This is a genomic window from Herbidospora sakaeratensis, from assembly GCF_001570525.1.
Lineage (GTDB): Bacteria > Actinomycetota > Actinomycetes > Streptosporangiales > Streptosporangiaceae > Herbidospora > Herbidospora sakaeratensis.
Window position 1 is genome coordinate 74,106 of the sequence record NZ_BBXC01000024.1, and the last position, 23,919, is coordinate 98,024.

Annotated in this window: 23 protein-coding genes, 1 tRNA gene and 1 pseudogene; 16 read left to right on the plus strand and 9 right to left on the minus strand. The window is 67.5% G+C overall.

Translation table 11 applies throughout. The features are described from left to right. Window positions 1-40: 40 nt before the first annotated feature. Entirely contained in the window at window positions 41-610 is a 570-nt protein-coding gene (locus AW271_RS34170; RefSeq protein ID WP_062341784.1) for a methylated-DNA--[protein]-cysteine S-methyltransferase, read from the minus strand. An 88-nt stretch (window positions 611-698) separates the two neighbouring features. On the opposite strand from AW271_RS34170, the gene AW271_RS34175 reads away from it, so the two are divergent. Together AW271_RS34175 and AW271_RS34180 are read left to right on the plus strand one after the other, a co-directional pair. Continuing rightward, window positions 699-2,591: a PAS domain S-box protein gene (locus AW271_RS34175; protein WP_062341786.1), complete on the plus strand. Its 1,893-nt coding sequence runs from the start codon at window positions 699-701 to the stop codon at window positions 2,589-2,591. Window positions 2,592-2,728: 137 nt separating this feature from the next. Further along, window positions 2,729-3,181 carry an ATP-binding protein gene (locus AW271_RS34180; RefSeq protein ID WP_231515593.1) on the plus strand — a complete coding sequence of 151 codons (453 nt, stop codon included), beginning with the start codon at window positions 2,729-2,731 and terminating at the stop codon, window positions 3,179-3,181. On the opposite strand, the gene yidC is transcribed toward AW271_RS34180, so the two are convergent. The 3 genes from yidC to AW271_RS40990 all read right to left on the minus strand — a co-directional run bounded on the left by yidC (window position 3,178) and on the right by AW271_RS40990 (window position 4,355). Further along, the gene (gene yidC, locus AW271_RS34185; RefSeq protein ID WP_063818202.1) at window positions 3,178-3,837 is read right to left on the minus strand and encodes a membrane protein insertase YidC; all 660 of its coding nucleotides are present in this window, start codon (window positions 3,835-3,837) and stop codon (window positions 3,178-3,180) included. The two genes, AW271_RS34180 and yidC, sit on opposite strands and share 4 nt — an antisense overlap. Window positions 3,838-3,956: 119 nt before the next feature. After that, on the minus strand, window positions 3,957-4,190 hold the full coding sequence (locus AW271_RS34190) for a hypothetical protein (protein WP_062341789.1): 234 nt from the start codon (window positions 4,188-4,190) through the stop codon (window positions 3,957-3,959). Between the two features lie 3 nt (window positions 4,191-4,193). Continuing rightward, complete coding sequence (locus AW271_RS40990; RefSeq protein WP_169806442.1) at window positions 4,194-4,355, minus strand: hypothetical protein; 162 nt, start codon at window positions 4,353-4,355, stop codon at window positions 4,194-4,196. A 51-nt stretch (window positions 4,356-4,406) separates the two neighbouring features. Between AW271_RS40990 and AW271_RS34195 the strand changes: the two genes are divergently transcribed. Continuing rightward, entirely contained in the window at window positions 4,407-5,048 is a 642-nt protein-coding gene (locus AW271_RS34195; RefSeq protein ID WP_157554923.1) for a winged helix-turn-helix domain-containing protein, read from the plus strand. Here the strand turns inward: AW271_RS34195 and AW271_RS34200 are convergent. Next, window positions 5,030-5,296, minus strand: a complete 267-nt coding sequence (locus AW271_RS34200; RefSeq protein WP_245653335.1) for a hypothetical protein — start codon at window positions 5,294-5,296, stop codon at window positions 5,030-5,032. The two genes, AW271_RS34195 and AW271_RS34200, sit on opposite strands and share 19 nt — an antisense overlap. 287 nt (window positions 5,297-5,583) lie before the next feature. Here AW271_RS34200 and AW271_RS34205 point away from each other — a divergent pair, with 287 nt between their 5' ends. From AW271_RS34205 to mptB, 3 genes and pseudogenes are all read left to right on the plus strand, one after another. Beyond that, window positions 5,584-5,931 (plus strand): STAS domain-containing protein, encoded by a 348-nt coding sequence (locus tag AW271_RS34205; protein ID WP_030455225.1) that lies wholly within the window; start codon window positions 5,584-5,586, stop codon window positions 5,929-5,931. After that, the gene (locus AW271_RS34210) at window positions 5,928-6,677 is read left to right on the plus strand and encodes a glycosyltransferase family 2 protein (protein WP_062341794.1); all 750 of its coding nucleotides are present in this window, start codon (window positions 5,928-5,930) and stop codon (window positions 6,675-6,677) included. The genes AW271_RS34205 and AW271_RS34210 overlap by 4 nt, the downstream gene beginning before the upstream one ends. A gap of 228 nt (window positions 6,678-6,905) precedes the next feature. Further along, a pseudogene (gene mptB, locus AW271_RS43325) lies at window positions 6,906-7,589 on the plus strand (polyprenol phosphomannose-dependent alpha 1,6 mannosyltransferase MptB); the annotation flags it as partial. A 502-nt stretch (window positions 7,590-8,091) separates the two neighbouring features. Here the strand turns inward: mptB and AW271_RS34220 are convergent. Beyond that, complete coding sequence (locus tag AW271_RS34220) at window positions 8,092-10,257, minus strand: hypothetical protein (protein WP_062341799.1); 2,166 nt, start codon at window positions 10,255-10,257, stop codon at window positions 8,092-8,094. A 113-nt stretch (window positions 10,258-10,370) separates the two neighbouring features. Between AW271_RS34220 and AW271_RS34225 the strand changes: the two genes are divergently transcribed. The 4 genes from AW271_RS34225 to serS are packed head-to-tail and all read left to right on the plus strand — an operon-like array spanning window position 10,371 to window position 14,199. After that, window positions 10,371-11,468 (plus strand): glycosyltransferase 87 family protein, encoded by a 1,098-nt coding sequence (locus tag AW271_RS34225; protein WP_245653336.1) that lies wholly within the window; start codon window positions 10,371-10,373, stop codon window positions 11,466-11,468. A gap of 22 nt (window positions 11,469-11,490) precedes the next feature. Next, window positions 11,491-11,949 carry a DUF4446 family protein gene (locus tag AW271_RS34230; RefSeq protein ID WP_062341803.1) on the plus strand — a complete coding sequence of 153 codons (459 nt, stop codon included), beginning with the start codon at window positions 11,491-11,493 and terminating at the stop codon, window positions 11,947-11,949. A gap of 50 nt (window positions 11,950-11,999) precedes the next feature. Then, window positions 12,000-12,926, plus strand: coding sequence for a prephenate dehydratase (pheA, locus tag AW271_RS34235; RefSeq protein ID WP_062341804.1), 927 nt, complete (start codon window positions 12,000-12,002; stop codon window positions 12,924-12,926). Between the two features lie 10 nt (window positions 12,927-12,936). Next, entirely contained in the window at window positions 12,937-14,199 is a 1,263-nt protein-coding gene (gene serS / locus AW271_RS34240) for a serine--tRNA ligase (protein WP_062341806.1), read from the plus strand. Between the two features lie 59 nt (window positions 14,200-14,258). Here the strand turns inward: serS and AW271_RS34245 are convergent, their stop codons facing one another. Beyond that, entirely contained in the window at window positions 14,259-14,462 is a 204-nt protein-coding gene (locus AW271_RS34245) for a cold-shock protein (protein ID WP_030455233.1), read from the minus strand. A 239-nt stretch (window positions 14,463-14,701) separates the two neighbouring features. On the opposite strand from AW271_RS34245, the gene AW271_RS34250 reads away from it, so the two are divergent. Continuing rightward, a complete protein-coding gene (locus tag AW271_RS34250; protein WP_062341808.1) occupies window positions 14,702-15,496 on the plus strand; it encodes an HAD family hydrolase in 795 nt (264 codons plus the stop codon). 57 nt (window positions 15,497-15,553) lie between these two features. Here the strand turns inward: AW271_RS34250 and AW271_RS34255 are convergent, their stop codons facing one another. Beyond that, window positions 15,554-16,063: a bacterial proteasome activator family protein gene (locus AW271_RS34255; protein WP_062341810.1), complete on the minus strand. Its 510-nt coding sequence runs from the start codon at window positions 16,061-16,063 to the stop codon at window positions 15,554-15,556. Window positions 16,064-16,068: 5 nt separating this feature from the next. After that, the gene (locus tag AW271_RS34260; protein WP_062341812.1) at window positions 16,069-17,028 is read right to left on the minus strand and encodes an NAD(P)H-quinone oxidoreductase; all 960 of its coding nucleotides are present in this window, start codon (window positions 17,026-17,028) and stop codon (window positions 16,069-16,071) included. 115 nt (window positions 17,029-17,143) lie between these two features. On the opposite strand from AW271_RS34260, the gene AW271_RS34265 reads away from it, so the two are divergent. From AW271_RS34265 to AW271_RS39125, 5 genes are all read left to right on the plus strand, one after another. Then, entirely contained in the window at window positions 17,144-19,195 is a 2,052-nt protein-coding gene (locus AW271_RS34265) for a nucleotide-binding protein (RefSeq protein ID WP_245653337.1), read from the plus strand. Between the two features lie 80 nt (window positions 19,196-19,275). After that, window positions 19,276-19,364: transfer RNA gene (locus tag AW271_RS34270), tRNA-Ser, on the plus strand. 436 nt (window positions 19,365-19,800) lie between these two features. Beyond that, complete coding sequence (locus AW271_RS34275; RefSeq protein ID WP_157554925.1) at window positions 19,801-21,192, plus strand: hypothetical protein; 1,392 nt, start codon at window positions 19,801-19,803, stop codon at window positions 21,190-21,192. Next, on the plus strand, window positions 21,189-21,764 hold the full coding sequence (locus tag AW271_RS41745; protein WP_083977634.1) for a hypothetical protein: 576 nt from the start codon (window positions 21,189-21,191) through the stop codon (window positions 21,762-21,764). Before AW271_RS34275 ends, AW271_RS41745 begins: the two co-directional genes overlap by 4 nt. After that, window positions 21,761-23,707: an AAA family ATPase gene (locus AW271_RS39125; protein ID WP_083977636.1), complete on the plus strand. Its 1,947-nt coding sequence runs from the start codon at window positions 21,761-21,763 to the stop codon at window positions 23,705-23,707. The genes AW271_RS41745 and AW271_RS39125 overlap by 4 nt, the downstream gene beginning before the upstream one ends. Window positions 23,708-23,919 lie beyond the last annotated feature (212 nt).

Sequence of the window (23,919 nt, forward strand, 5' to 3'; positions counted from 1 at the left end):
AGTGATCACAGGTTTACCGTGTGGGGACAGACCCGTTGCGCTAAGCGATTTCCATGTTCAGCAGCAGTTCTTTGGCGGCTTTTCCACCGGCGTACGCCCCCGGCGAGCCCGGCCCCTCGACCACCCGGTGACACGGAACCAGGAGACAGACGGGGTTCTCGGTGACCGCGTTGGCGACCGCGCGCAGCGCCTGCGGCCGGCCGATGCGGGCGGCGACCTCGCCGTAGGTGGTGGTCGTGCCGTAGGGGACCGAGGTGATCATCTGGAGCACGCTGCGGGCGAAGGCGGTCGCCAGGCGGAGGTCGAACGGCAGGGTGAAGGTCCGCAGCCGGCCGTCGAAGTAGGCGTCGATCTCCCGCTTCAGCGGGTCGAGGCGCTTGGGGTCGTGGCCGATGAACGACCCGACCTCACGGTAGACGCGTTCATAAACGGCGTGTTCGTCGTCGAATGTGGTGGCAATCACACCCTTCGCCGTGACGGCCAGCACGAGGCGCCCGGCGGGGGTCTCGTGGGTGCCGAAGGCGATGTCGGGTGCCGATTCCCCTACGTACGTGGGCGAGGTGACCCGGAGCAGTGCCTCCAGGTCGCCCGATGCGGCCGACGCGTCCATGGCACTTCCCTTCCCCGGGTTCGAGGGCAGCGTAGCGGAGCATTGGAAAAGGTCATGATCACGATCGGAAAAGCGGCACGATGGACCCGTGGAATGTGACCACTGGGACAAACGTGATGACGAGGACGAAGGGATCGCGCGGGCGGTAGTCGCCAGCGCGGCCGATGCCATCGTCGCCCTCGACCGCGATCTGTCGGTGGTCACGTGGAACCCGGCCGCGGAGCGGCTGTTCGGCTGGCCCGCCGACGAGATCCTCGGCCGCCGGCCCCCCTTCGTGCCCGAGGAGCTGATGGCCGAGCACAACGCGGTGCTCGAACGGGTGCGCACGGGTGGCACCGTACAGCTGAGGACCCGCAGGTTCCGGCGCGACGGCACGCTCATCGAGGTGCAGGCCGACATCAGCGGGCTGCGCACGCCCTCGGGCGCGTTGCTCGGCTACGTCGGCGTCTACCACCAGCGCGAAGACAACGAGGCCGCGCGGGCCCGGTCGGTCCGCCGCGCCCAGCTGGTCCGCCGCCTCACCGACGTCGTCGGCGACATCAACGCCGAGCTCGACCAGAACGTGGTGCTCGACCGGATCGCGGGCTCGCTGACCGAGCTGACCGGGGCCGACGCGGGCGGGTTCGTGCTGATCGACGGCGAGAAGCTCCGGCTGGTCAGCTCCCACCGGCTGCCCGAGGGCATGAAGGGCGCCACCGCCGACCTGGGCAGCAGCCTGGTGGGCAAGCTGCTGCGCACCGGCAAGCCGGTGATCCTGGAAACCGGGCCCGAGGGCCTGCAGGACCTGATCTGGGCCCAGCTCGACGGGCTGCACACCATCGCGGTCGGCATCGCGGCCGTCGGCGGGCGGCCCTACGGCGCCCTCTACGCCCTGTTCGCCCGGCGCAAGCCCGGCCACGTCGAACTCGAGCTGCTCGAACTGCTCGCCGGGCACGCCGGCATCGCGGTCGGCAACGCGGTGGCCTACCAGGACGCGGTCAGGCAGCGGGCGCACGAACGCGCGGTCTTCGACGCCAGCGCCGACGGCATCGCCGTGCTGAGCGAGAGCGGCACGGTCATGCGCTGGAACCCCAAGGCGGCCGAGCTGACCGGCTACGCCTATGACGACGTGATCGGCAAGCCGCCGCCCTTCGACCTGCCGGCCCCCGGCGAGAAGCTGACCTTCCAGCTCGAATCGGGCCGCTGGCTCGACGTGCTGTGCGCGACCATCCCCGAGACCGGTGAGATCGTCGCCGACTTCCGCGACATCACCAGCGCCAAGGAGCTGGAGGAGGCCAAGGACCTGTTCCTGGCCACCACCAGCCACGAGCTGCGCACCCCGATCACCGTCGTGACCGGCTTCGCCAGCACTCTGGCCGACCGGTGGGACAAGCTCTCCGACGGCGACCGGCGGGCCCACGTCCACACGATCGCCGAACGCGCCAAGTCGCTCGGGCGGCTGATCGACCACCTCCTGCTCGGCGCCCGCGCCGGCGCCGCCGAGCCGTCGGTCCGCGACGAGGCCTTCGACCTGGCCGAACGCGTGCGGGCCGCGACTCTGGGCCTGCCGGTGCTCTCCGACCGCCACCGCGTCGAGGTGCGGGTGCCCGACGATCTTCCGCTCGTACGCGGCGACGCGCTCGCCACCGACATACTGCTCGACCAGCTGCTGGAGAACGCCTTCAAGTACTCCCCCGACGGCGGCCTCATCCAGGTCTCGGCCTGGTCGGAGGAGTCCCGGGTGGTCCTCACGGTCGACGACGAGGGCATCGGCATCGCCCCGTCCGACCGCGAGCGCGTCTTCGAGCGGTTCGTCCAGGGCGAGAGCGGCGACCGCCGCCGGTTCGGCGGGGTGGGGCTGGGTCTCTACATCGTCCGGAGCCTCGCGCGGGCCCAAGGAGGGGAGGTGGCCGCACTGCCTCGACCCGAGGGTGGTACACGTATGCAGTTCGTGCTGCGCAGAGAGGGGTTTGTCACCGCACCCGACACACCGGGGCGGTAAGGCCGGGGTAACACCGAAGCTGACCTATTGTCCAATGTGCACAAGCTGTAATCAGTGCTCGGTTTCCACGGTCAGCGAACGGGGCATTTCGGTCTTACTGGGGTGACCATCTTCAGGGGGTTCGGGAGAACGGGGAGGTGAGTGCGTCGAGCGTCGTCATGCTGCCGTACGCTCTGTCGAGCGTGGCTGTGGCGCGTCAACGCCTCAGCGCCGACCTGCTCGCTTCCGGGGTTTTCGAAGCGGCGGTCGACGACACGGTCCTGGTGATGAGCGAACTGTTGAGCAATGCCCTGCGCCACGCACACCCCCTCGCGTCTGGGCAGCTCAGAGTCACATGGGCCTGTGGTGACGGACATGTGGAAGTGGCCGTGAGCGACGGTGGGGCGACCACCGAGCCGCGTGCCGGAAGGCCTACCCTCTCGTCTCTGGGGGGCCGGGGGCTCGGCATCGTCGAGTTCCTGGCAGAGCGCTGGGGAGTACGCCACGAGGGCGAGACGACGACTGTTTGGGCCATCGTCCACGCCCCGCAGCCTGCCCGAAACGGGCAGTCAGGTGAGTCCGAAATAAGCGCACTGCGCGAAGTCGTCTAAGCGGTGAGTAGTCGCCGTTCGGTCGTCGTCCATGCGGTGCTGATCAGCAGGTAGACGCCCGTCGCGAACGGCAGGAACGCGGCGGCGAGCACGGTCCCGTAGGGAAGTAGTTTCAACAGCCCGCTTCCGGGCATTTCAGGCGTCCCGATCACGAGTCGGGACGACTGCCAGGCCACCAGTGCGATGAGCACGAGGAGGCCGACGAACACCAGGGTGGGCCCGCCGAACAAACCGGAATGGGCGATCACCGCCCCCAGGTGCTCACTCAGGGGCACCGACAGTGCGCTGTGGGTCATCAGGACGTTCTGCTGCCCGGCGATCACCGGGTGGGTGAACAGGTTGTACAACACGAACACGAACGGGATCTGGGCCAGGCCCGTCCCGACGCCGGCGAATATCGAGGTCCCGGCGCCGGCATAGAGGGCCTGGACCTCCCTTGCCATACGCTCCGGGTCGTCGGCGTGGCGCTTGCGGAGTTTCGCCAGGTCGGGGGCGAGCTTCTGGCGGATGCGCTGGAGCTTCGCCTGACGGATCCCCAGGGGGAGCAGGGCGAGCCTGACCAGCAGGGTCAGCAGCACGATCGCCGGGGCGGCGCCGACGAGGCCGGCCAGCGCCGCCGTGGCGTCATAGGCCGGGCCGAGGATGAAGTCGAACACGATGCGGGAACCTTTCGTCGTGCCTTCGAGGCAGATTCAAAGCGCGAGCCACAGCCGGCCTTCGGCCGTCTGCATCTCGCTTTGGGCATGACGAAGGCACCCCTGCCGATCAATGGCGATCAGCGGGGCGCCGGGGTTCCTGTCGGAGCTCTCGACCTTGTGCGGCCCGGTGAATTGGGGCGGCGGAGCCGTACAAGCACGGCTTCGACGCCCGCGCCGAGCGGCGCGTGCGCGACGTGCGGCGCCGCGGCCAGCAGCCGCAGCGCCCACGCGACGAGCAGCAGGCCCAGCACGGCGAGAAACGCGATGCCACCGGGCATCGCGAGCGCGCCGAGCAGGGCCTGGACGAACATGCGTTACTTCTTGCCCACCAGCGTGATCACACCGACCACGACCGCCGCGATCAGCGCGACGACAAGGAGGAACTTCAGCGTCGCGAAGAGCGCGGGGATGATGAATCCGGTCACCAGCCAGATGGCGATGATGATCCCCACGACCGCAAGAACAGTACGGGTCATGGCCAACAAACTACGCGTTCGGCGATCGCCGTGCGACCTAGTCTTTGGGTCGTGACCGTCATTCTCGTGGTCGACGACGACCCCGCCGTGGCCGAGGTCGTCGCACGTTATCTCGAACGTGACGGCCACGAGGTCGAGTGTGATCCCCTGGCCCTCACCGGACCGCCCGACCTGCTCATCCTGGACATGAACCGGCTCGCCGTCGGCCGTGAGCTGCGCGCCCGCTGGCCGGTCCCGGTGATCATGCTCGGCGAGGCCATCGACCTGGCCGTCGACCTCGACGCCGACGCCGACGACTACGTCACCAAGCCCTTCAGCCCCCGTGAGCTGGCCCTGCGCGTCGCCGCGGTGCTCCGCAGGGCCCGTGGATCGATCGTGCCGGCCGGAACCGGGGTGCTGCGCGACGCCGACCTCGTGGTCGACGTCGGGGCCCGCCACGTGCGCCTGGGCGACGCGGAGGTCACCCTGACCGCCCGCGAGTTCGACCTGCTGGTCTACCTGCTGCGCAACCCGCGCCAGGCGTTCAGCCGCACCGACCTGCTCGACCGCGTCTGGGGCTGGGCGTTCGGCGACTCCTCGACGGTCACCGTCCACGTTCGCCGACTGAGGGAGAAGATCGAACGCGACCCGACCGACCCCGGCCGCATCATCACCGTGTGGGGCGTCGGCTACCGCTACGAACCGAGGTCGTGACCGATCGAGAACGCCTCGGTGATCGCCCGGAACGTCGGGCACGGCCAGCGCCACATGCAGCTGCGGCAGCGCAGGATCGGATGGGCCGTGTCGCTCGTGATGCCGCCCGCGTCGCGCGGCTGGTGCAGGTCGATCAGCCGCAGCGACAACTCGGAGAAGGCCAGCAGATCGTCTCGGGAGGCTTCCAGGAAGTCGAGGTCGGTCGAGGCGAGCCGGGTCTTGATCGGTACGAAGCCCTCACGGTTCAACAGGTATCGCAGAGGTCTGACCGCGTCACGCCATGAACTCGCCTTGTCGGTGCGGATCTGGATGACTTCCAGCCGCTCACGAAGCCGACGTCTCTGTGGATCTTCGGGAAGTTCCGTGTTCATGAGCGCCGCTCCTCCTCGGGCTCCGGCGGGAGCCGGTTCCTTAGCGTCAAGCTTCGCGCACTCTGCGTTTACATGGGACCGAAATCGGGGACAAAGGGCGGACGACTCTTCGGTAATCCCAGAGGAACGTGACCCAGCGCCCGACCGGCGCTAGTGTGCGCGCTGTGGAGCTCAAAGTCTCGACTCGATCGCATGCGGGTCACGCTGTGATGGCCGTAATCGGAGAAATCGACCTCTATACCGCGCCTCGCCTGCAGTCGGAGTTCACCCGAGTGCTCGAAGAGACCGCGCTTGACCGGGTCGTCATCGACATGTCCGGCGTGGAGTTCTGTGACTCCACCGGCATGAACGTGCTGCTGTCCGCTCTCAAGCGGCTCAAGGAACGCGGCGGCGTGCTGGAGGTGGCCGCACCACGTCCGGCGGTCCGCAAGATCCTGCAGGTGACCGGTCTCGACTCGGTGTTCACCGTGCACGAGAGCGTGCCCGCGGAGCTGGCCAACCCGACCGGATGAGCGACCTTTCCCCCCGCTCCGACACCGCGGTCGTCATCCCGGCCAAAGACGAGGGCGACCGCATCGCCACGACGGTGACCGCGGCCCTGCGCCTGCCCGGCGTCTCGATCGTCCTCGTGGTCGACGACGGCTCGTCCGACGAGACCGGGCGGGCGGCGCGCGCCGCCGGCGCCCGCGTCGTGCGCCACAGCCGCAACCGCGGCAAGGCCGCCGCCATGGAGAGCGGCGCCGAAGCCGTGCGGCTGCTCGACGAAGACTGCAACCTGCTTTTTCTGGACGCCGACCTGGGGGAGACGGCCGCCGCCGCGGCCCCCCTGATCGGACCGGTCCGCGACGGCATGGCCGACATGACCATCGCGACCTTCACCACCCGCGTGAAGCTGGGCGGCCACGGCGTCGTGGTCAGGGTCGCCCGCGACGGCATCAAACGGCTGACCGGCTTCGACCCGGCCCAGCCCCTCAACGGCCAGCGCTGCCTGACCCGCGCGGCCTTCGAGGCGGCCCGTCCGCTGGCGGCCGGGTTCGGCGTGGAGACCGGGTTGACGATCGACCTCGTCCGGAAGGGGTTCCGGGTCGTGGAGGTCGAGGTGGAGATGGCCCATCGCGCCACCGGCACCGACTGGCGGGCCCAGCTGCACCGGGCCAAGCAACTGCGCGACGTGTCACGGGCGCTGGCGGCCCGCGAGCCGACGGTGGTCAAGGCGATGGAGACGATCGAAGGTCTGCGGCCGAACACCCGTTCCTGAGGGTCCTGTTTGTTTCGGGCGCTTTCGCGCCCGAAATTTCGGTTGGTGGATGCCGGAATCGACCTGACCTCAGATGGCCTGACGAGGTTTTCCACAGGCTGGGAGTTGTCCACAGGTTGCCTCCGGGCAGGTTGACGCCGGGCGGGCGGCCCTAGGCTTCTCGGCGTGGAGCGTGTGGCTGCGGGCAGGCTGGCCGTCTGGTGTGTGGCGGCGGCCCTTGGGCTGACCGTGCTGCTGGCCCTGCTCGGGCCGTCGGCGCTGCAGCCCCGGCTGACCGGGTCCGGGTGGTTGCCCGTCTTCTTCGACGCCGGGTTGCCCGGATGGCCGGTCATCGGGCTGGGGGCGGCGGTCGTCGTCTTCGGGACCGCCGGGGTGCTGCTCGGGCTCTACGGCGCGCCTTCGTTGCGGGTGTTGCGGTGGCTGGGGGTCGTGGCGGTTCTGCTCCTGGCCTTCCTGCCGCCGATCGGGTCGTCCGACCACCTCAACTACGCCGCCTACGGCCGGTTGGCGGCCCTCGGGCACGACCCTTATTCGGTCACGCCCGACCGATTCCCCGGCGACCCCGTTGTCGGGGCGGTCGAGGAGTGGGCCACGACGCCGAGTGTCTACGGTCCCGTCACGACCGGGGTGCAGGCGCTGGCGAGTCTCGTGGGCGGCGACTCCGTCCGGCTGACCGTGTTCGTGATGGCGCTCGTCAACGCCGCCGCCTTCCTCGCCGTCGCCTGGCTGCTCGGGTCGCGCGGGGTGGTTCTGTGGACGGCCAATCCGCTGGTCGTCCACCATCTCGTCGGCGGCATGCACGCCGACACGCTCGCCATCGCCTTCGTGGTCGCCGCGCTGGTCACCCGGTTCAAGGGCGTCTTCCTCGGCCTGGGGGTCGCGGCCAAGGTGACCGTGGGGGTGGTCGCGCTCGGCGTCGCCTGGGAGCTGCGCCGGAACCTGGGCCGGTTGGCGGTGGTCGCCGCGACCGCGCTGGCGGTCTCCGGGGTGGCCTACTGGCTGGCGGGGCCGCATTCGCTGGGGCAGGTGCTCAACGCCAGCAAGATGGTCTCGCTCGCGACGCCGTGGAGCGTGGTCAAGAGCGGGCTCCAGGCGGTGATCGGCCCGGGGTCCTACCAGGTCTGGATCCAGATCGGGTCGCTGCTCCTGTTCGCCGCGCTGGCGGCGCTCCTGCTGCGGGCGCTGGCGCCGCTCGACGCCACGCGGGTCGCCGTGGCGTTCTCCGTCGCGTGGTTGTTCGCCACGCCCTACGCGCTGCCCTGGTATGACGGGCTCGCGTTCGCGCTGCTCGCCCTGGTGCCGAGGTCGTGGCTCGACTACGTCCTGGTCGCCCGGATCTCGTTGTTGTCGCTGGCCTACCTGCCGGCGCGCCAGTTCGACCAGCCCGCCGGGTCGGAGTGGCTGGTGGAGGTGGTCAGGTCTCAGGTCGTTCCGTGGCTGCTGCTGGTTGTGGTGGTGTTTCTGCTCGTACGACTGCCGCGAGTGTCAGCGGTACGGCCACCGTCAGTGCCATCGCCGGAATCGCGATCCCCGAGTCGTTGATCAGGAACCCGACGAACGCCGCCGTCAGCGCGCCGATCAACCCGGCCCGCAGTTCGGGGGCCTTCTCGTAGGCCACGCTCAGCGCGGCGACCTTCATCTCGCGCGGCCGGGCCAGCACCAGGAACAGGAACGCCACCGCGACCAGCGAGAGCAGGGTCAGCGGCCAGTTCCCCAGCGTGCCGAGCATCGCGCTGAGCTTGCGCGCCAGCACCCCGCCGGCCTCGCCGTCGACGACCTGCTGGACGAACGCGCCCAGGTGGGTGCGCTGCTCGGCCGGGCGCGACCAGTCGGCCAGCGCGATCACCGTGATCAACGCGGCGCCCCCGGCGGCGATCAGGGCCAGCCGGGCCACCGACACCCGCAACCCCGCCAGGAGCAGCAGGAATACCGCGAAACCGAGCACGAACGACGGCACCCCGCCGAAGTCGGCCCCCCAGGAGGGCCAGCCGTCGGCGGCGATGGCGAGCAGGCCGTACAGGCCGCAGAAGGCGAACGCGAGCCCGCGACGGCGGATGAAGTGCGCGGCGGCGGCCAGGAACAGGATCGTGCCGGTCGAGTAGACGGCGAAGGCCATGTTGCCGAAGCCGTAGAACCGGCCGCCGGTGACCGGTTCGTAGCCGGTCACCGCGTTGACCTGCAGGTGTGAGCCCGTCATGACGTCGAGCAGCAGCGCCAGCGACGACACCCCCGCCACCACGCCCAGCGGCCCGAGCACCTCGCGCCGCCACGGCCCGGCGAACGCCATCCCCGCGATGAGCAGGGCGAAGCCGAGGATCGTGCCGACCAGCGCGGGCATCGGATGGGCGACGCTCCACCACGGCACGAGCTGCGCCAGGAACGTCGAGACGGGCACCGCGCCGCTGACGACGCCGACGATCATCATGGCCCGCCCGGCGGCGACGACCTGGCGTCGCATGATCACCGCCGCGACGGCGTAGAAGAGCACCTGGATCATGACCAGCGCGAAGAAGAACGGCTCGCGCACGTCCCTGAGAACCTGACTGGCAAGATCGTCGTCAGCGAGGGCCTGCGGGGTGGCGGGCTCGGTCGTCGAGGTCCAGGCGCGGCCCACGACGCCGTCGGGCACGGGCAGGCCGAGGGCGGTCAGCGCGGTCGCGGTCAGGTCGGTGATGGTGACCAGCCCGACCTGCCGGGTTGACGACGCGGTCAGCAGCCCCTTCCCGAACCCGGGCCCCGTGGCCATGGCGACGTGCAGATGGGCGGTGGTACGCGCGTCGGAGACCCCCCCGACCAGCACCGTGGCCCCCTGAGGAACCTTGGCGAGGATGGCCCCGACGGTGACGTCGGCGGCGGCGACGGCCTGGTCCCTGCCCCGGTCGCTCAGGCCGGCGGCGAGCCAGGCGTCGGAGATCTCCGGGGCCTCGGTGACGATGAGCTGGTGACCGGTGGGGTCGAGGTCGGCGATGGTGGTGGCGTAGGTGGTGACATTTCCGGAAATGTCGGCTGCGGCCAGCAGGGCCCCCGGGCCCACGGCGGCGACCCGGCCCCCGGCGTCCTTGACCGCCTGCCCGAGGGTTCCGATCCGCGCCTGGAACGACGAGTGCTCCTGGAGCGCGACGAGCGAGCGCCAATCGGGCACGGCGGTGCCCGAGGGCCGGGCGGGCGGCTCGCAGTTCAGGTCGGCCGCCCGCTGTCCCGCCGAGACGGTCAGCCAACCGGCGACCGGGCACGTGATGCCCCGGCCTACGAGCGGCACCGCCCGGGTCGACAACGAGGCCGCACCGGCGGTCTCGGCGAGTTTCCACAGGTTGGGGGTGCGCGTGGGGCTGAGGTCGGCCCACTCCAGCCCCGGGACGCCGATGATCACCACCTGGCCCCGGGGGGCCGCGAGCGCGGTACCCGGCAGGCAGAAGGCCCCGGCCAGGGCGGCGGTGAGCAGAACCCAGACGATCCGGTGGAACCTGTTCGGGCGGCGAACCGGGTTCGAGGCCGGATGGCTGCCGGCGACGCCGCCCGAAGAGACCGCCGTGTCCAGAGCGGGTCCCCGTGCGGCCTCGGTCGTGGAGGGGTCGTGCACGAGGTCTCCTTCCCTGCGGGCGGTCGGCGGGCTAAACGGTAGCCTGCCTCGTCGTGGGAAGCGTTGCGCGGAGTCGGACGAGCTGGTGGCCGCTGGCGGGCCTGCTGCTGGTGGTGGCCGCGGCCGCGCCGCTGGTGCACTACTGGCTGACCAACCCCGATGACCAGCGGCTCGTCGATCTCGACGTCTACCGGCTCGGCGGGCAGGCGCTGCTCGACGGGTTGCCCGTCTACGGCGTGGTCACGCCGGCGCCGCAGTTGCTGCCGTTCACCTATCCGCCCATCGCGGCCATGCTCGCGGTGCCGCTCGCTCTGTTGCCGTGGCCGGTGCTCCAGTGGGTGTGGACGGCGGCCATCATCGGAACGCTGGTCGCCGTCGTCTGGGTGGCCTTTCCCGAGCAGCGGAAATGGTTGCCGCTGGTCACGATCGCGTGCCTTTACCTGATGCCGATCCGCGACCAGATCAGGTTCGGTCAGGTCGATCTGTTCCTCGTCGCGTTGTGCCTGTTCGACGTCGTGGTCAAACGGCCGTGGTGGCCGCGCGGCATTCTCATCGGCATCGCGACGGCGGTGAAGCTCACGCCCGGCGTGTTTCTCATCCTCTTGTTGCTGGTGGCGTGGCGGAAGCCGTACCGGAATGAGGAGATGAAAACGTTCCTCACGGCGTCGGGAACGGCGGCGCTGCTCACGGTCATTCCGTTTCTGGTGATTCCGCGGGACGCCGTCGACTTCTGGTTCGGGGCGCTGCTCGATTCGGAAAGGCTCGGGGCCAATACGGCGACCACGAATCAGTCGATGCGCGGGATGTTGCTGCGGCTCTACTGGCCCGATGCGCTGACCACCGTGCTCTGGCTCGCCGCCGTCGCCTTCATCGGCTGGTACGGCTTCCGCGCCGCCCGCCGCCATTACCTCGATGGCCACCTCGTCACCGCGACGGCGTTGACCGGATTGATGGCCGTGTTGTTGTCTCCGGTGGCGTGGATTCACCATCTCGCCTGGATCGTGGTCGTGCTGGCGGCGCTGCCGGAGATCCGGCAGAAGGCGGTCACGTGGGTCTATTACGTGCTGCCCATTCCGTGGTGGGGGGCCTACGTCAAGATGTGGGAGATCCCCGTGTTGTCGCCGACGCTGGGGAAGATCGTGCAGAACGCGTTCGGGCTGGGGGCGATCGCGCTCGTGTTCATCCTTGCCCGAACCCGGGCGAAACCGTGACCGCGCCATTACGCTCGGTCGCGTGCTGGTTACCGCTTTCGTGATCGTCGGGTTGCTCGCCGGGTTCACCGGGGTCGTCATCGGGCTCTATTCGCTGCGCAACGCGCGGGCCGCCGTCCAAGACTGCCTCGACGTATTGGCCCGGCGGGCGGCGGTCGAGGGGGTCGTCGACACCAAGGCGATCCGCGACGTCGCCGTCTTCCGCTACGACGCGCTGGAGGAGATGACCGGGCGGTTGTCGTTCTCGGTGGCGCTGATCAACGGGCTGGGCGACGGGATCGTGCTGACGTCCATCAACGGACGGACCGAAACCCGCACCTACGTCAGGGCCCTAAGGGGCGGCAAGGGGCTCCAGCCGCTCTCTCCGGAGGAGGAGCAGGCGGTGCGGGCCGCGCGGCTCGGGCTGGGGCCCGAGGTCGAGGCGGCCGACGGTGACCTGCTGCGACCCGCCGGAGGGCTCTGGAGCAACTCGGCCCGCTGAACTCGTAAAGTTCCGCATACTCCACAGCCGACTGTGGCTAACCTGGTGTTATGTCAAAGCTCGCCTATCTGGGCCCCGAGGGCACCTTCTGTGAGGCCGCCCTTCGCCAACTGGCGCCCGAGGCCGAGCGCCTGCCGTGCGCCAACGTCAGGGCCGCGCTCGACGCGGTCCGCAACGGCGAGGCCGAGGGGGCCGTCGTGCCCCTCGAGAACTCGCTCGAAGGCGGCATCGCCCAGACGCTCGACGAGCTCGCCTGGGGGCAGCCGCTGCTGATCGTGGCGGAACTGATGCTGCCGGTCGAGTTCTCCCTTCTGGTCCGTCCGGGCACCGAGATGCGGCAGATCAAGCGCATCTTCACCCACCCCGCCGCGCACACCCAGTGCCGTGACTTCATCGACCGGGAGATCCCGGGCGCCGTGGTCGTCCACGCCTCCTCGACCGCCGGCGCGGCCCAGGAGATCGCCAACCCCGAGTCCCCCTACGACGCCGCCATCGGGCCGGCCATCGCGGGCGAGATCTACGAACTGACCGAGCTGGCCTCCGACATCGGCGACCGCAACGACACGGTGACCCGGTTCGTCCGGGTCGCGCCCCCCGGCACGCTGCCCGAGCCGACCGGCGCCGACCGTTCGTCGATGGTGGCTTTCCTGCGCGACGACCACGCGGGCGCGCTGCTGGAAATGCTCTCGGAGTTCTCGGTACGCGGCGTCAACCTGACCCGCATCGAGTCGCGTCCGACCGGTGACGGGATCGGCAGCTACTTCTTCCACTTCGACTGCGAGGGGCACATCGCCGAGGCGCGGGTCGGAGAGGCCATCTCGGGGCTCCACCGCATTTCCGGCGATCTGCGCTTCCTCGGCAGCTATCCGCGGGCCGACAAGGTGCCGACGCAGGTCAAGCGCGGCACCGGCGACCCCGATTTCGCCGAGGCCGCCGGGTGGCTAAGCCGAATGCGGGCAGGCTCCGTGCAACGGTAGCGTTTGCCTTGTGATTGACCTGCGAACCCTACGCGAAGATCCCGACCGGCTGCGCGACTCGCAGCGCGCCCGCGGGGAGGACGACACCGTCGTCGACACGCTGCTCTCCCTCGACGGGCGCCGTCGCAGTGCGCTGGGCTCCTTCGAGTCCCTGCGCGCCGAGCAGAAGAACGTGGGCAAGTCGGTCTCCAAGGCGTCCGGCGACGAGCGGCAGGCGCTGCTCGACCGGGCGAAGGATCTCGCGGCGCAGGTGAAGGCGGCCGAGGCGGAGGCCGAGCAGCTCGGCGCCGAGCTCGAGGCCATGTCGATGTCGGTGCCCAACATCGTCGACCCGGCCGCGCCCCACGGCGGTGAGGACGACTACGTCGTCCTCGACCACGTAGGGGCCCCCAGGGAGTTCGACTTCACCCCGCGCGACCACCTTGAGCTGGGCGAACTGCTCGGCGCGATCGACATGGAGCGGGGCGCGAAGGTCTCGGGCTCGCGCTTCTTCTTCCTGCGCGGCGCCGGGGCCCGGCTCCAGCTCGGGCTGCTCAACATGGCCATGCAGCAGGCCGTCGAGGCCGGCTTCGTGCCGATGATCACGCCGGTGCTGGTCAAGCCCGAGTCGATGCAGGGCACCGGCTTCACGATCGCCCACGACAGCGAGATCTACCGGCTGCCCGAAGACGACCTCTACCTGGTCGGCACCTCCGAGGTGCCGCTGGCGGCCTACCACGCCGACGAGATCCTCGACGGCTCGCAGCTGCCCTACCGCTACGCGGGCTGGTCGTCGTGCTTCCGCCGGGAGGCCGGGTCGTACGGGAAGGACACCCGCGGCATCATCCGGGTGCACCAGTTCGACAAGGTCGAGATGTTCTCCTACTGCAAGCCGGAGGATTCGGCCGAGGAGCACCAGCGGCTGCTCGCGTGGGAGAAGCAGATGCTCGACAAGTGCGAGCTGCCCTACCGCGTCATCGACACCGCCGCCGGCGACCTCGGCATGTCGGCCGCCCGCAAGTTCGACTGCGAAGGCTGGATCCCCAGCCAGGGGCGTTACCGCGAACTCACCTCGACGTCGAACTGCACCGAGTTCCAGGCCCGCCGCCTCAAGGTGCGTTTCCGCGACGAAGACGGCAAGCCCCGCGTGGTGGCCACGCTGAACGGCACACTCGCGACCACCAGATGGATTGTGGCGATTCTCGAGAACCACCAGCAGGCCGACGGTTCGGTCGTGGTTCCCAAGGCGCTGCGGCCCTTTGTGGGGCTCGACGTTCTCGAACCCGTCAAATAACACGACGAAGGCCGGGGTTCTTCTTTCGAAGAGCCCCGGCCTTCGCCGTTGTCAGTGGTCTAGAGGGCGCGGACCTGCGAGGCCTGCGGACCCTTCGGGCCCTCGGTGACCTCGAACTCCACCCGCTGGCCGTCTTCCAGGTTCCGGTAACCGGAGCCGGTGATGGCCGAGAAGTGCACGAACACGTCCGGCGCGCCGCCGTCCGGGGCGATGAAGCCGAAGCCCTTTTCAGCGTTGAACCACTTGACGGTTCCCTGAGCCATTAACGCTCTCCCTAAGGAAGTGAATCTTGGGGCACACACCTCGTGAGCCCCGGTGTGTCGCACAGCTCCCCGGGTGGCTCATAACAGTCAAGCTGGTTTTCGCTACGGGAACAGCTAATACAACGCGTTCACATCTAACACTATGTCGGCCCCCCGGTGTTCCAAGTCCGGGGGAGAATTCTTGTCCTGAGATCCCCCTGACCGGGGCGTCTCGCTGACAGGGCAAACTGGGAGCTGTTATGGCCCCACCGCGCCTCGTCGCCACCGACCTCGACGGCACCGCTCTGCGTTCCGACGGCACCATCTCGGCCCGCACCGCCGCCGCATTCGCCTCCGTCGAGGACTCCGGGGCGACCCTGGTCTTCGTCACCGCCCGCCCGCCCCGCTGGATGACGAGCGTCTCCCACGTCGTCAACCACCGGGGGCTGGCCATCTGCGCCAACGGCGCACTCCTCTACGACCTCCACACCGAGTCGATCGCCGACGCCCACCTGATGCCGTCAGAGGTGGTGACCGAAACCGTCGCCCTGCTGCGCGCCGCCGTGCCTTCGCTGGCCTTTTCTGTCGAGTACGAAGACGGCTACGCCTACGAGAGCGACTTTCCCCTGGGCGGCTGGGATCTGCGCTTCGGCGACGGCCGGCCGCCCGTTTCCTCGGTGCTCGGGCGTTCGTGCGCGAAGCTGCTCGCCTATCACCACACGATGGACGCCGACGATCTCTACGAGCAGGTCGTGGCGTTGGTGGGGGGCCTGGTCACGCCCACACATTCGAGCGGGCGCGCGTTGATCGAGATGAGCGCGCTGGGGGTGACCAAGGCGACCGCGCTGGCCCGGTTCGCCGAACGCAACGGGATCGCGCCCGCCGAGGCGGTCGCGTTCGGCGACATGCCGAACGACCTGCCGATGCTGGGGTGGGCGGGGACGTCGTTCGGGGTGGCCAACGCCCATCCCGACGTGCTGGCGGCGGTCGACCAGGTGACGGCGGCCAACGACGACGACGGGGTGGCACTGGTTCTGGAGCGGCTGTACGGGTGAACGGATCGTGTTCGGGCCGGGTGCCTTGAGGGTCGCCCAGCCCGTACACGAAGAGGCCTAAAGGTAAGGACCCGAGGCGCCGCGGTGGCCGGGGTCGTCCTGGCCGCCCTGGGAGAAGCCGCCCGGGAGGGCGCGGCGCATCTGCTCCAGCTGGGCGCGGGCCGCCATCTGCTGGGCGAACAGGGTGGTCTGGATGCCGTGGAAGAGGCCTTCGAGCCAGCCGACCAGCTGGGCGTGGGCCACACGGAGCTCGGCCTCGCTGGGCGGGGAGCCGTTGGTGTCGGTGAACGGGAGCGAGAGGCGCTCGAGTTCGTCGACGAGCTCGGGGGCCAGGCCGTCTTCGAGCTCCTTGATCGAGCTCTGGTGGATCTCCATGAGACGCTTGCGGCTCGCCTCGTCGAGGGGGGCCGCGCGGACCTCTTCGAGAAGCTGGCGGATCATGCTGCCGATCCGCATCACCTTCGCGGGCTGTTCCACCAGGTCGGCGACCGACCGCTCCTCGCCGTCCGGGGCCTCTTCGCCTGCCGGAAGAACCACGATGTGTGGAGTGCTCTCGTCAGCGTTCATGTCTCTCAACCTACTAGCAGGATCTTGCCGATGTGGTCGCCGGCTTCGAGCATGCGGTGGGCCTCCGCAGCGTGTTCCATCGGTATCTGAGCGTGGACGACCGGCGTGATCGCACCCGCGCTGACCAGCGGCCACACGCTGTCGGCCACGCCCCGGCAGATCGCGCCCTTCTCGTCGGGGGTGCGGCTGCGCAGGGCCGTGGCCATCACGGTCGCGCGCTTCTGCAGCAGGGCGGCGATGTCGAGCTCGCCCCTCGTGCCGCCCTGCATCCCGATGATGGCCAGCCGCCCGCCTTTGGCCAGGACCGCGACGTTGGGCTTCAGGTACTTGGCGCCCATGATGTCGAGGATGACGTCGGGGCGGTCGTCCTTGAGTACTTGGGAGAAATCTTCTTCTCGGTAGTTGATTCCTCTATCCGCGCCGAGCGCCAGGCATCGTTCGAGTTTCGCGTCCGAACCCGCCGTGACGATCACCCGCGACCCGAACGCCTTGCCGAGCTGGATGGCCATCGTCCCGATGCCGCTGGCGCCGCCGTGGACGAGCAGGGTCTCGCCCTTGCGCAGGCGCGCGGCCATGAAGACATTGGACCAGACCGTGCACGCCACCTCGGGCAGTGCGGCCGACTCGGCCAGGGAGGTGGGGGCGGGCATCACCTGCTGCCACGGAACTGCCACCTTTTCGGCATATCCGCCGCCGGCCAGCAGGGCCGTGACTTCGTCACCGACAGTGAGAGTGTCGACACCCTCGCCGACTTCAGTGATCACCCCAGAACATTCCAACCCGGGAATTTCAGACGCGCCGGGCGGAGGCGAGTAGAGTCCTTGCCGCTGCAGGAGGTCGGCCCGATTCACGGCCGACGCCGTGATCTCAATCACCACCTCACCTCGGGCGGGGACGGGATCCGGCACCTCGCGCCACTCCAGGACCTCCGGTCCGCCGGGGCTTGAAATCACGATCGCACGCATGTGACCTAAAGTAACCGAGCAGCCAACTCGACGGTTGGCCGCGTTCGCCTGTATACGGGGCGCTAATCTGCAATGTGTTTGCTGCCCCTTTAGCCCATCCCGAGGGGGAAACACGGTGGCACGACACGATCGTGAGGATCCCCACTCGCTCGAAGACCAGCTGGCCTGGCTCGACGCGATCAAGGAGATGCCCGACGAGGTCGACATCGCGGTGTCCGCGGTGACGGCGTCGTCGCTGGCTGCGTCCCAGCAGCCGGCGCCGCCGACCGACGAGGTGCCTTCGCCATACCCGAAGGACCCATGGCGTTCGGTGCCGGCCGAGCCGGCCCCGTTCCGCGCGGTCGCCGCGGTCGACGAGCCGCCCGCGCCCGACAACGGGGTCGAGACGCTCGACCCGCTGCCGTTCGGGACCGGACGAGGGGCGTTCGGGGACTCTCCGATCGACACCGACTCCTACAACGTCGGAGCATTCGGCGAACGGCCACCGGCCGAGCCCGACCTCTCCGACGAGCCGGTACGCGGCTGGCTGGAGCCGGCCGTGCCGGTGTCCGACGAGCCCCGCCCCGACGCGGAGACGGGCCGGTTCTCGCCCGAGACCGTGTCCGATCTGGCGAGCTACGCGCGCAACGACACCGACCCGGGGACCTTCGGGCTGCGTACCGAGAGCGATTCGGACTCCGGCGGCTTCCGGTTCACCCGCGACACCGATCGGGTCTCGCGCCCCGAGAGTGATCTGGGGGCTTTCGGGCGGACCGATTCCGACTCCGGGCCGTTCCAGCTGCCCTCCGACTCGCGTGCCGACAACGACTCCGGCCGGTTCTCCTGGCCCGGCACCGAGCCCGAGGAGACCCCGGCCCCGGACGACACCGACCCGGGCGACCGCTTCCGCCCCATCCGCGACGCCGAGGAGCCGTTAAGGGGATCCCTGCGGGAGAACCTCAGCAAACCGGCTGAGCCGGCCCCTGGCCCCGGAGAGGCCTTCCGGTCGTCGGCGCGCGAGGCGCTGGACGCGTACACGAGAGAAGTGCAACCACCGATCGCGGAGCCGCGCTCGGAGCCGCGCTCGGAGTCGCGCTCGGAGTCGCGCGAGATCGCGGAGCGCGAGCCCTACCAGGCGCGCCGCCGCCAGCCCGACAACCTGCCCGCACCGGCCTTCTCCACCCCGTCGCGGGCCCTCGTGCCCCGCTCGTCGAAGCCCTCGGCCGACAGCCTCGACCCCGCGACCCTGCTGAAGGGCCGCAAGGACGGCCCGGCCACCGGCTGGCGCCGCGTCGTCTTCAAGGCCACGGCCGGCTTGATAAAGCCCGGCGAGGCGCCCGAAGTGCGCCGTCGGCAGGAGTTGGTCGCCCGAGCGCGCACTCCCGTCTCGGCCGGCCACCACCGCGTCGCGGTGCTCAGCCTCAAGGGCGGCGTCGGCAAGACGACCACGACCGTGGGCCTCGGCGCGACGCTGGCACAGGTCCGCGGCGACCGCGTGATCGCCGTCGACGCCAACCCCGACCGTGGAACGCTCTCCGACAAGGTCGAGCTGGAGACCTCGGCGACCATCCGTGACCTGCTGAACGAGCGCGGGGACATCCGGCGGTACGTCGACATCCGGGCCTTCACCTCGCAGACGCCGTCGCGGCTGGAGATCCTGGGGTCTGACCGGGACCCTTCGGTGTCTGAGGCTTTTTCCGCTTCGGACTATCAGGCGGTTTCGGCGGTTCTGGAGAACTTCTACTCGATCTGCATCACCGACTGCGGGACCGGCTTGCTGCACTCGGCCATGTCCGGCGTGCTTGGCCTGGCTGACCAGCTGGTACTCGTGAGCAGTCCTTCCGTGGACGGGGCCCGGGCGGCTTCGGCGACGTTGGACTGGCTGGAGGCGCACGACTACGGGGATCTCGTTCGGTCGGCGACAGTGGTGTTGTGCAGCGTGCGGCCTCGGTCGAAGTCGACTGTGGACCTCAAGCGGCTGGAGGCGCACTTCGCGGCACGGTGCCGGGCCGTGGTTCGGGTGCCTTACGACCCTCACCTCGAAGAAGGGGCGGAGATCGACCTGGAGAGGTTGCAGGAGCCTACTCGGGCGGCGTTCCTGCGGTTGGCCGCTTCTGTTGGGGACGGGTTCGCTGGGGGGCCGGGGGTCGGGGAGCGGCGGTACTCCGAGATTCCGGATCACATCTAGTGGCGTGGCTCTCCCGTCTTCTGGTGGGGGCGGGAGAGAGTAGGGTTGCGTTCTGTGGTGCCCTCTTCGGTGGGTGCTTTGGAGAGCTCGCCTAGTGGACGATGGCGGCGGTCTTGAAAACCGCTAGGGGCGGTGACGTTCCTCGTGGGTTCGAATCCCACGCTCTCCGCCTAGCTTGGGAAACGTGGTCTGACCTGCCCTGATGATGGCGGGTGGCCTGGGTGATCATTTCTTGGGTGTGCAGCCGTAAGCCGTCGTGGGCGGCTGCATGTCGTTGATCACGGGATATTCACGGGATGATCTTGGTGATGTTTCCCCAGGTGATTAGGTCCGTAGACGCATCTCCCTACGATCGCCTTGCGGTGGACGATGTCCGGCTCAGGGTGGGGGCGATCGGAGGCCCAGGGCTTCGCCCAGGTCCATCGGATGGCGGGCTGAGGGGCAAGGAATGAGGAAGGTCGCGTAACCGGGGGCGGTGGCGGCGCGCCAAGCGAGGCACGCGGCGGCCAGGGGTGCCACAGCTCCAGCAGAGGGATGAGCCGACAGTTGCTGCCGATTCACGATGCGGATAGCTAAGCTGGGATGGTTCGCTTAATATCCTGTGAGTGTCAGACGATCAGCCCGGGATTTCGGCCACCGCTGTTGAGTTGGTCGTGTCGACTGTGCAGCCAGACGACTCGGGCGCAGAAACGGCTGATCGATACGACTGGCAGGCCGCAATGGCAGCTGCCCATGGGCTGCGTCTGCTCTTCGACGCACTAGGCAATGGGCCTCTCAGCGAGGGACCGTTCTGCCGAATCATATGTGAGTTGCACGAAGACTGGGTCGCCTGTGTCGGCGACGACGCAGAGCTAATCTCGGCTAAGCATCGAGAACGTTCCTTTGGTGCTTACACCACTGTGAACATGCTTGTGACCAAGGGAGGTTTTGGGCACCTATTCGGGCGTTGGTGCGCGCTGCTCGAGAAGCCGACCTGTCGTCTGGTGACTACGGCCGGCCTGAAGAACAAAGCTAAAGACCTCATTAGCGCCGCAGTGACCCTCCGAAGCCAGCGCCTGGGCAAGGTGCCAATGAGTCTGGACGGCGATCAAAAGGCCGCTTTGGACGATTTCGTCAAGTGCCTCCTCGAGTATAAGGCGGGCGAGCAGGAGTCGGGGCTACCTGAAACGTGGACAGGCACGAAAGAGCAGCCTGTGACGACGCCAACGCAGTTGCACATTGAGCAAGCTATGCGGTTTCTGGCGATCCTCGAGGTCGATATCGACCCACCCCTGCGCAAAGAAGTCGCCCATGCAGCACCGACCATGTACGTTGTGCCCGTCCTGAGGTTGCTGGGTCATGACGAGGCGAAAGCCGCGCACGTTTGGAATGCAGTTTTAGGTCTGTTCCGCGAGCGCATGAGGGCAGCGGGCCCTATGCCACATGGTGGGCTTCCGCTACTCATGAAATGGCGCCCTGCGGCAAATGGTCAGGCCAATGGTGGCGAACGCGATCTCGTGTCCCGGATCGTAGCCATCCCAGACATTGTCATAGCTATTAAGCTCGCAGCCACGGCGATTACCGCATCCTTCTCGCCACCGCCGGTGCTGCCGCCCACTCGGCTTGGGTTGAAGATGACCGCTGGGGGCTGCTCTGACAACGCAATTGAGCGGGGTGAGCAACTCCGTTTGGACTATCGCGACTTCTGGCGTGCCAAAGAGGAAGTCGATCACTCGGCCAGACTCGAGCACAATGCGACCCGTAGAATCCTACTGCGCATCAGCGATGAGGCGACCGAAGCGGTAAGGCAGTCAGACCAGCAGTGGGGAGGCCGGCTGTGGACAGAGATTCAGTCCCGCATCGGCGATACCCCGGTTACCAAATGGCCCGAGCAGATGGACGAGGAATTGGCGCTCGGCGGCATTTGCGATCTGTCGAGCCGCTGCCAGGTGTGGTTCAGCGACCGGTTCGATGTCGAAGCCGCTATGACCAATGCCCAGCAAGGGCAGGTCGCATGAACGAGACCGCTCCAGAGCCGGACAAATATGCTCTGCTCCAGGAAGACCTTGCCTATCACCAGGCTCGAGTGCTTCTTCTGATCACGGCGGTTTGCACCTCAGATGGGCACAGCAGGAAGCTTGACGGACTTACGAAGCTGGCCAAGCTCGACTTCCTGTTGCGCTATCCAGCACTTGCCCATGCCGTGCTAGATGAGCTTGACCCACGCGATGCTCGACTCGAGCTCACCAGACATGATCTCGCCGAGCCGACAGCGGTAGAAGCGCCCATGATCAGATATAAGTTTGGGCCTTGGGACGACCGATATTACCCGGTGATCGGGGCGTTGGTCGGACGAGGCCTCGTTCGCTACGCCGCAGGTCGGAGAGGGAGCGTCGCACTCGTAGCCACCCCGGCCGGGAAGCGACTGGCGGCGCAGATGTCGTCGAGCAATGAGTGGCGAGCGATAGGCGGTCGCAGTCAGGCGATTGCAGAGGCGAGCGCAGGGCTCACGGGGTCTGCCTTAAAGGATTTGATCTATCAGCGACTGGCGGATCTTATGGACCGCCCGCACCGACAGGTTATCCAGTGACAACGACGTTTAGACTCGACGCGGTCACCCTCGCAACCACCGAGGGTGATGTGAGGTATGCCTTTCCATCAGACCTCTCCGTACTCGCTGGACCCACAGGTGTCGGTAAGACAACGCTGCTGGAATTGGTCAAGTTCGGTTTCGGAGGTGAAGCTGACATCGCGGAAGTTGCCCGCGATTACGTTGTTGAGGTTCGGATAGACGCCACCCTGGGTGATAGCAGGTATAGGTTGGCGCGGACGATTGATCCGGGTAAACGCAAGATAGTGCGGGTCACCGACCTAATCACGCAGGAACGGCTGCCGGATCACCACACGACCAAGACCGAACCCCGTCTTAATAGCCTGCTGATGTCTGCGCTCGGGCTCCCCGACGACATGCGGGCAGCATCACGTACCACCGTGAGCAGCAACTCAGGCACACGCATCTCGTTTATGGACATTTTTGGGTTCCTCTATGTTCCGCAACGGGAGATCAATCGGGAAATTGCCCATAGTGACCAATCGGTTAGAGAGCCGAAACGCAAGGCTGTCTTTGAGCTGCTTTTTGGCCTTACTGATGCCGAGGCGCTAAATCAGCGCTCGCTAATCAATGAGCTTAAAGGCAAGATCGATATAGCTGAGGTGGAGGCCAAGAATGTGGCCTCTTTTCTAGCTGTCAGTAACACCACAACGCGGGAGCATGCACAGGCCGCCGTGGAACAAGCGGTGGTCGCGGAAGGGGAGACGACTGTACGACTCGAAGAACTACGCGACACCCTCGACCCGATCAGTGACCGAGAGACACAGGTAATCCGCGACCTACTTGCTGATGCCGAGCGCTCCGTTGCTGACAGCCGATCGCTGATAATCAGCCTTCAGCGACGGGAAGGCGAATATCACCTGGAGCGTCGTCGTATTCAGGGCGATCTCGACCGTCTGGGCCGGATAGTCGATGCAGGTCACCGTCTTGCCAGCATCGAGTTTGAAGTATGTCCCCGCTGCGTCCAAGCGCTGGGGGCCCGCGACGTGCCGGCTGGTGCGTGCCGGGTCTGCCTTCAGCCCGACCCGACACCCGGGGGCGTCACGGAGTTCGATCAATACGAGGCTAAACAGCTCAGAGACCAGCTTAATGAGATCGGCGACCAACTGCATTCGGTGTCCCGGCAACTGGAACAGGCGACAAGCGCGGAAGCAGCCGGAAGGCTGCGGGTCGACGAGTTGGCAGCTTTACTTGAGCGTCGGACCCGAGAACGCATCACGCCGCGACTGCAGGCGTTTGCAGACTTGAGCCAGCAACTTGCTGAAGCTCGCGCTCTTCAGCAGCAGATGAAAGGTACCTTGCGGCAATGGGATCGGCTGCAAGACATCGAACGGGTGGCCCGTAAACTCCGATCGGAACGCGAGGAGGCTAAAGCAGTACTACGTCGGATGGAAGAGGCGCTTAACGAACGGCGCGAGCAGATCTTTGCCGACCTCAACGAAGAGTACGAGAGTACAGTGTCACTGCTGGGCGTCCCCGGTATCACTGCTGCGTCGATCAGTACGACAACTTATCTGCCGATTATAAATGGTATTCCGTGGTCTGATTTTGGCCCCCGAGGTGGAGGAATCACGACTGCGGCCCAGATGGCATACTGGGCGACGCTGTTGGCCGTTGCGCAGAGACACGACGGGACCAGCTATCCTGCATTCATGTTGATCGATAGTCCTCGGCAGGCAGTCAACGATTCTGAGGCGCTTTCGAAGGCGCTATACCGGCGGCTAGTTGCTCTGGTCGACGCGAACAAGCAAGTCGCCATCGCTGGCATCCGTCGGGCTAAAGTTCAGCTAATTATTGCTGACAACAGCCTGCCAGCCGAGTTCCGAGGAAATTACGCACAAACGGACTTCACTATTTCAAATCCCACGGTTTCCACGATCCCGCACCCTGGTCCCTCCAAGGTCAAGACGCTGGGGTCTTGACGATATGGGCGGGATGCCAGTGGGAGTGCGTCGAGATTCCGTGAAGCTCTAACTGTGACGGGCTGTGACTACTTTGGTAAAGTCCGTAATGAGCATCGACGACATGTTGGCAACTCGCATCGAAGCCTTCGACGTTCGGTCCGGACACATGTGCCAACATCGAACTGTGGTGCTTTGCTATGCGCGAACCGCTGCCCGGCATTCACAGTGTT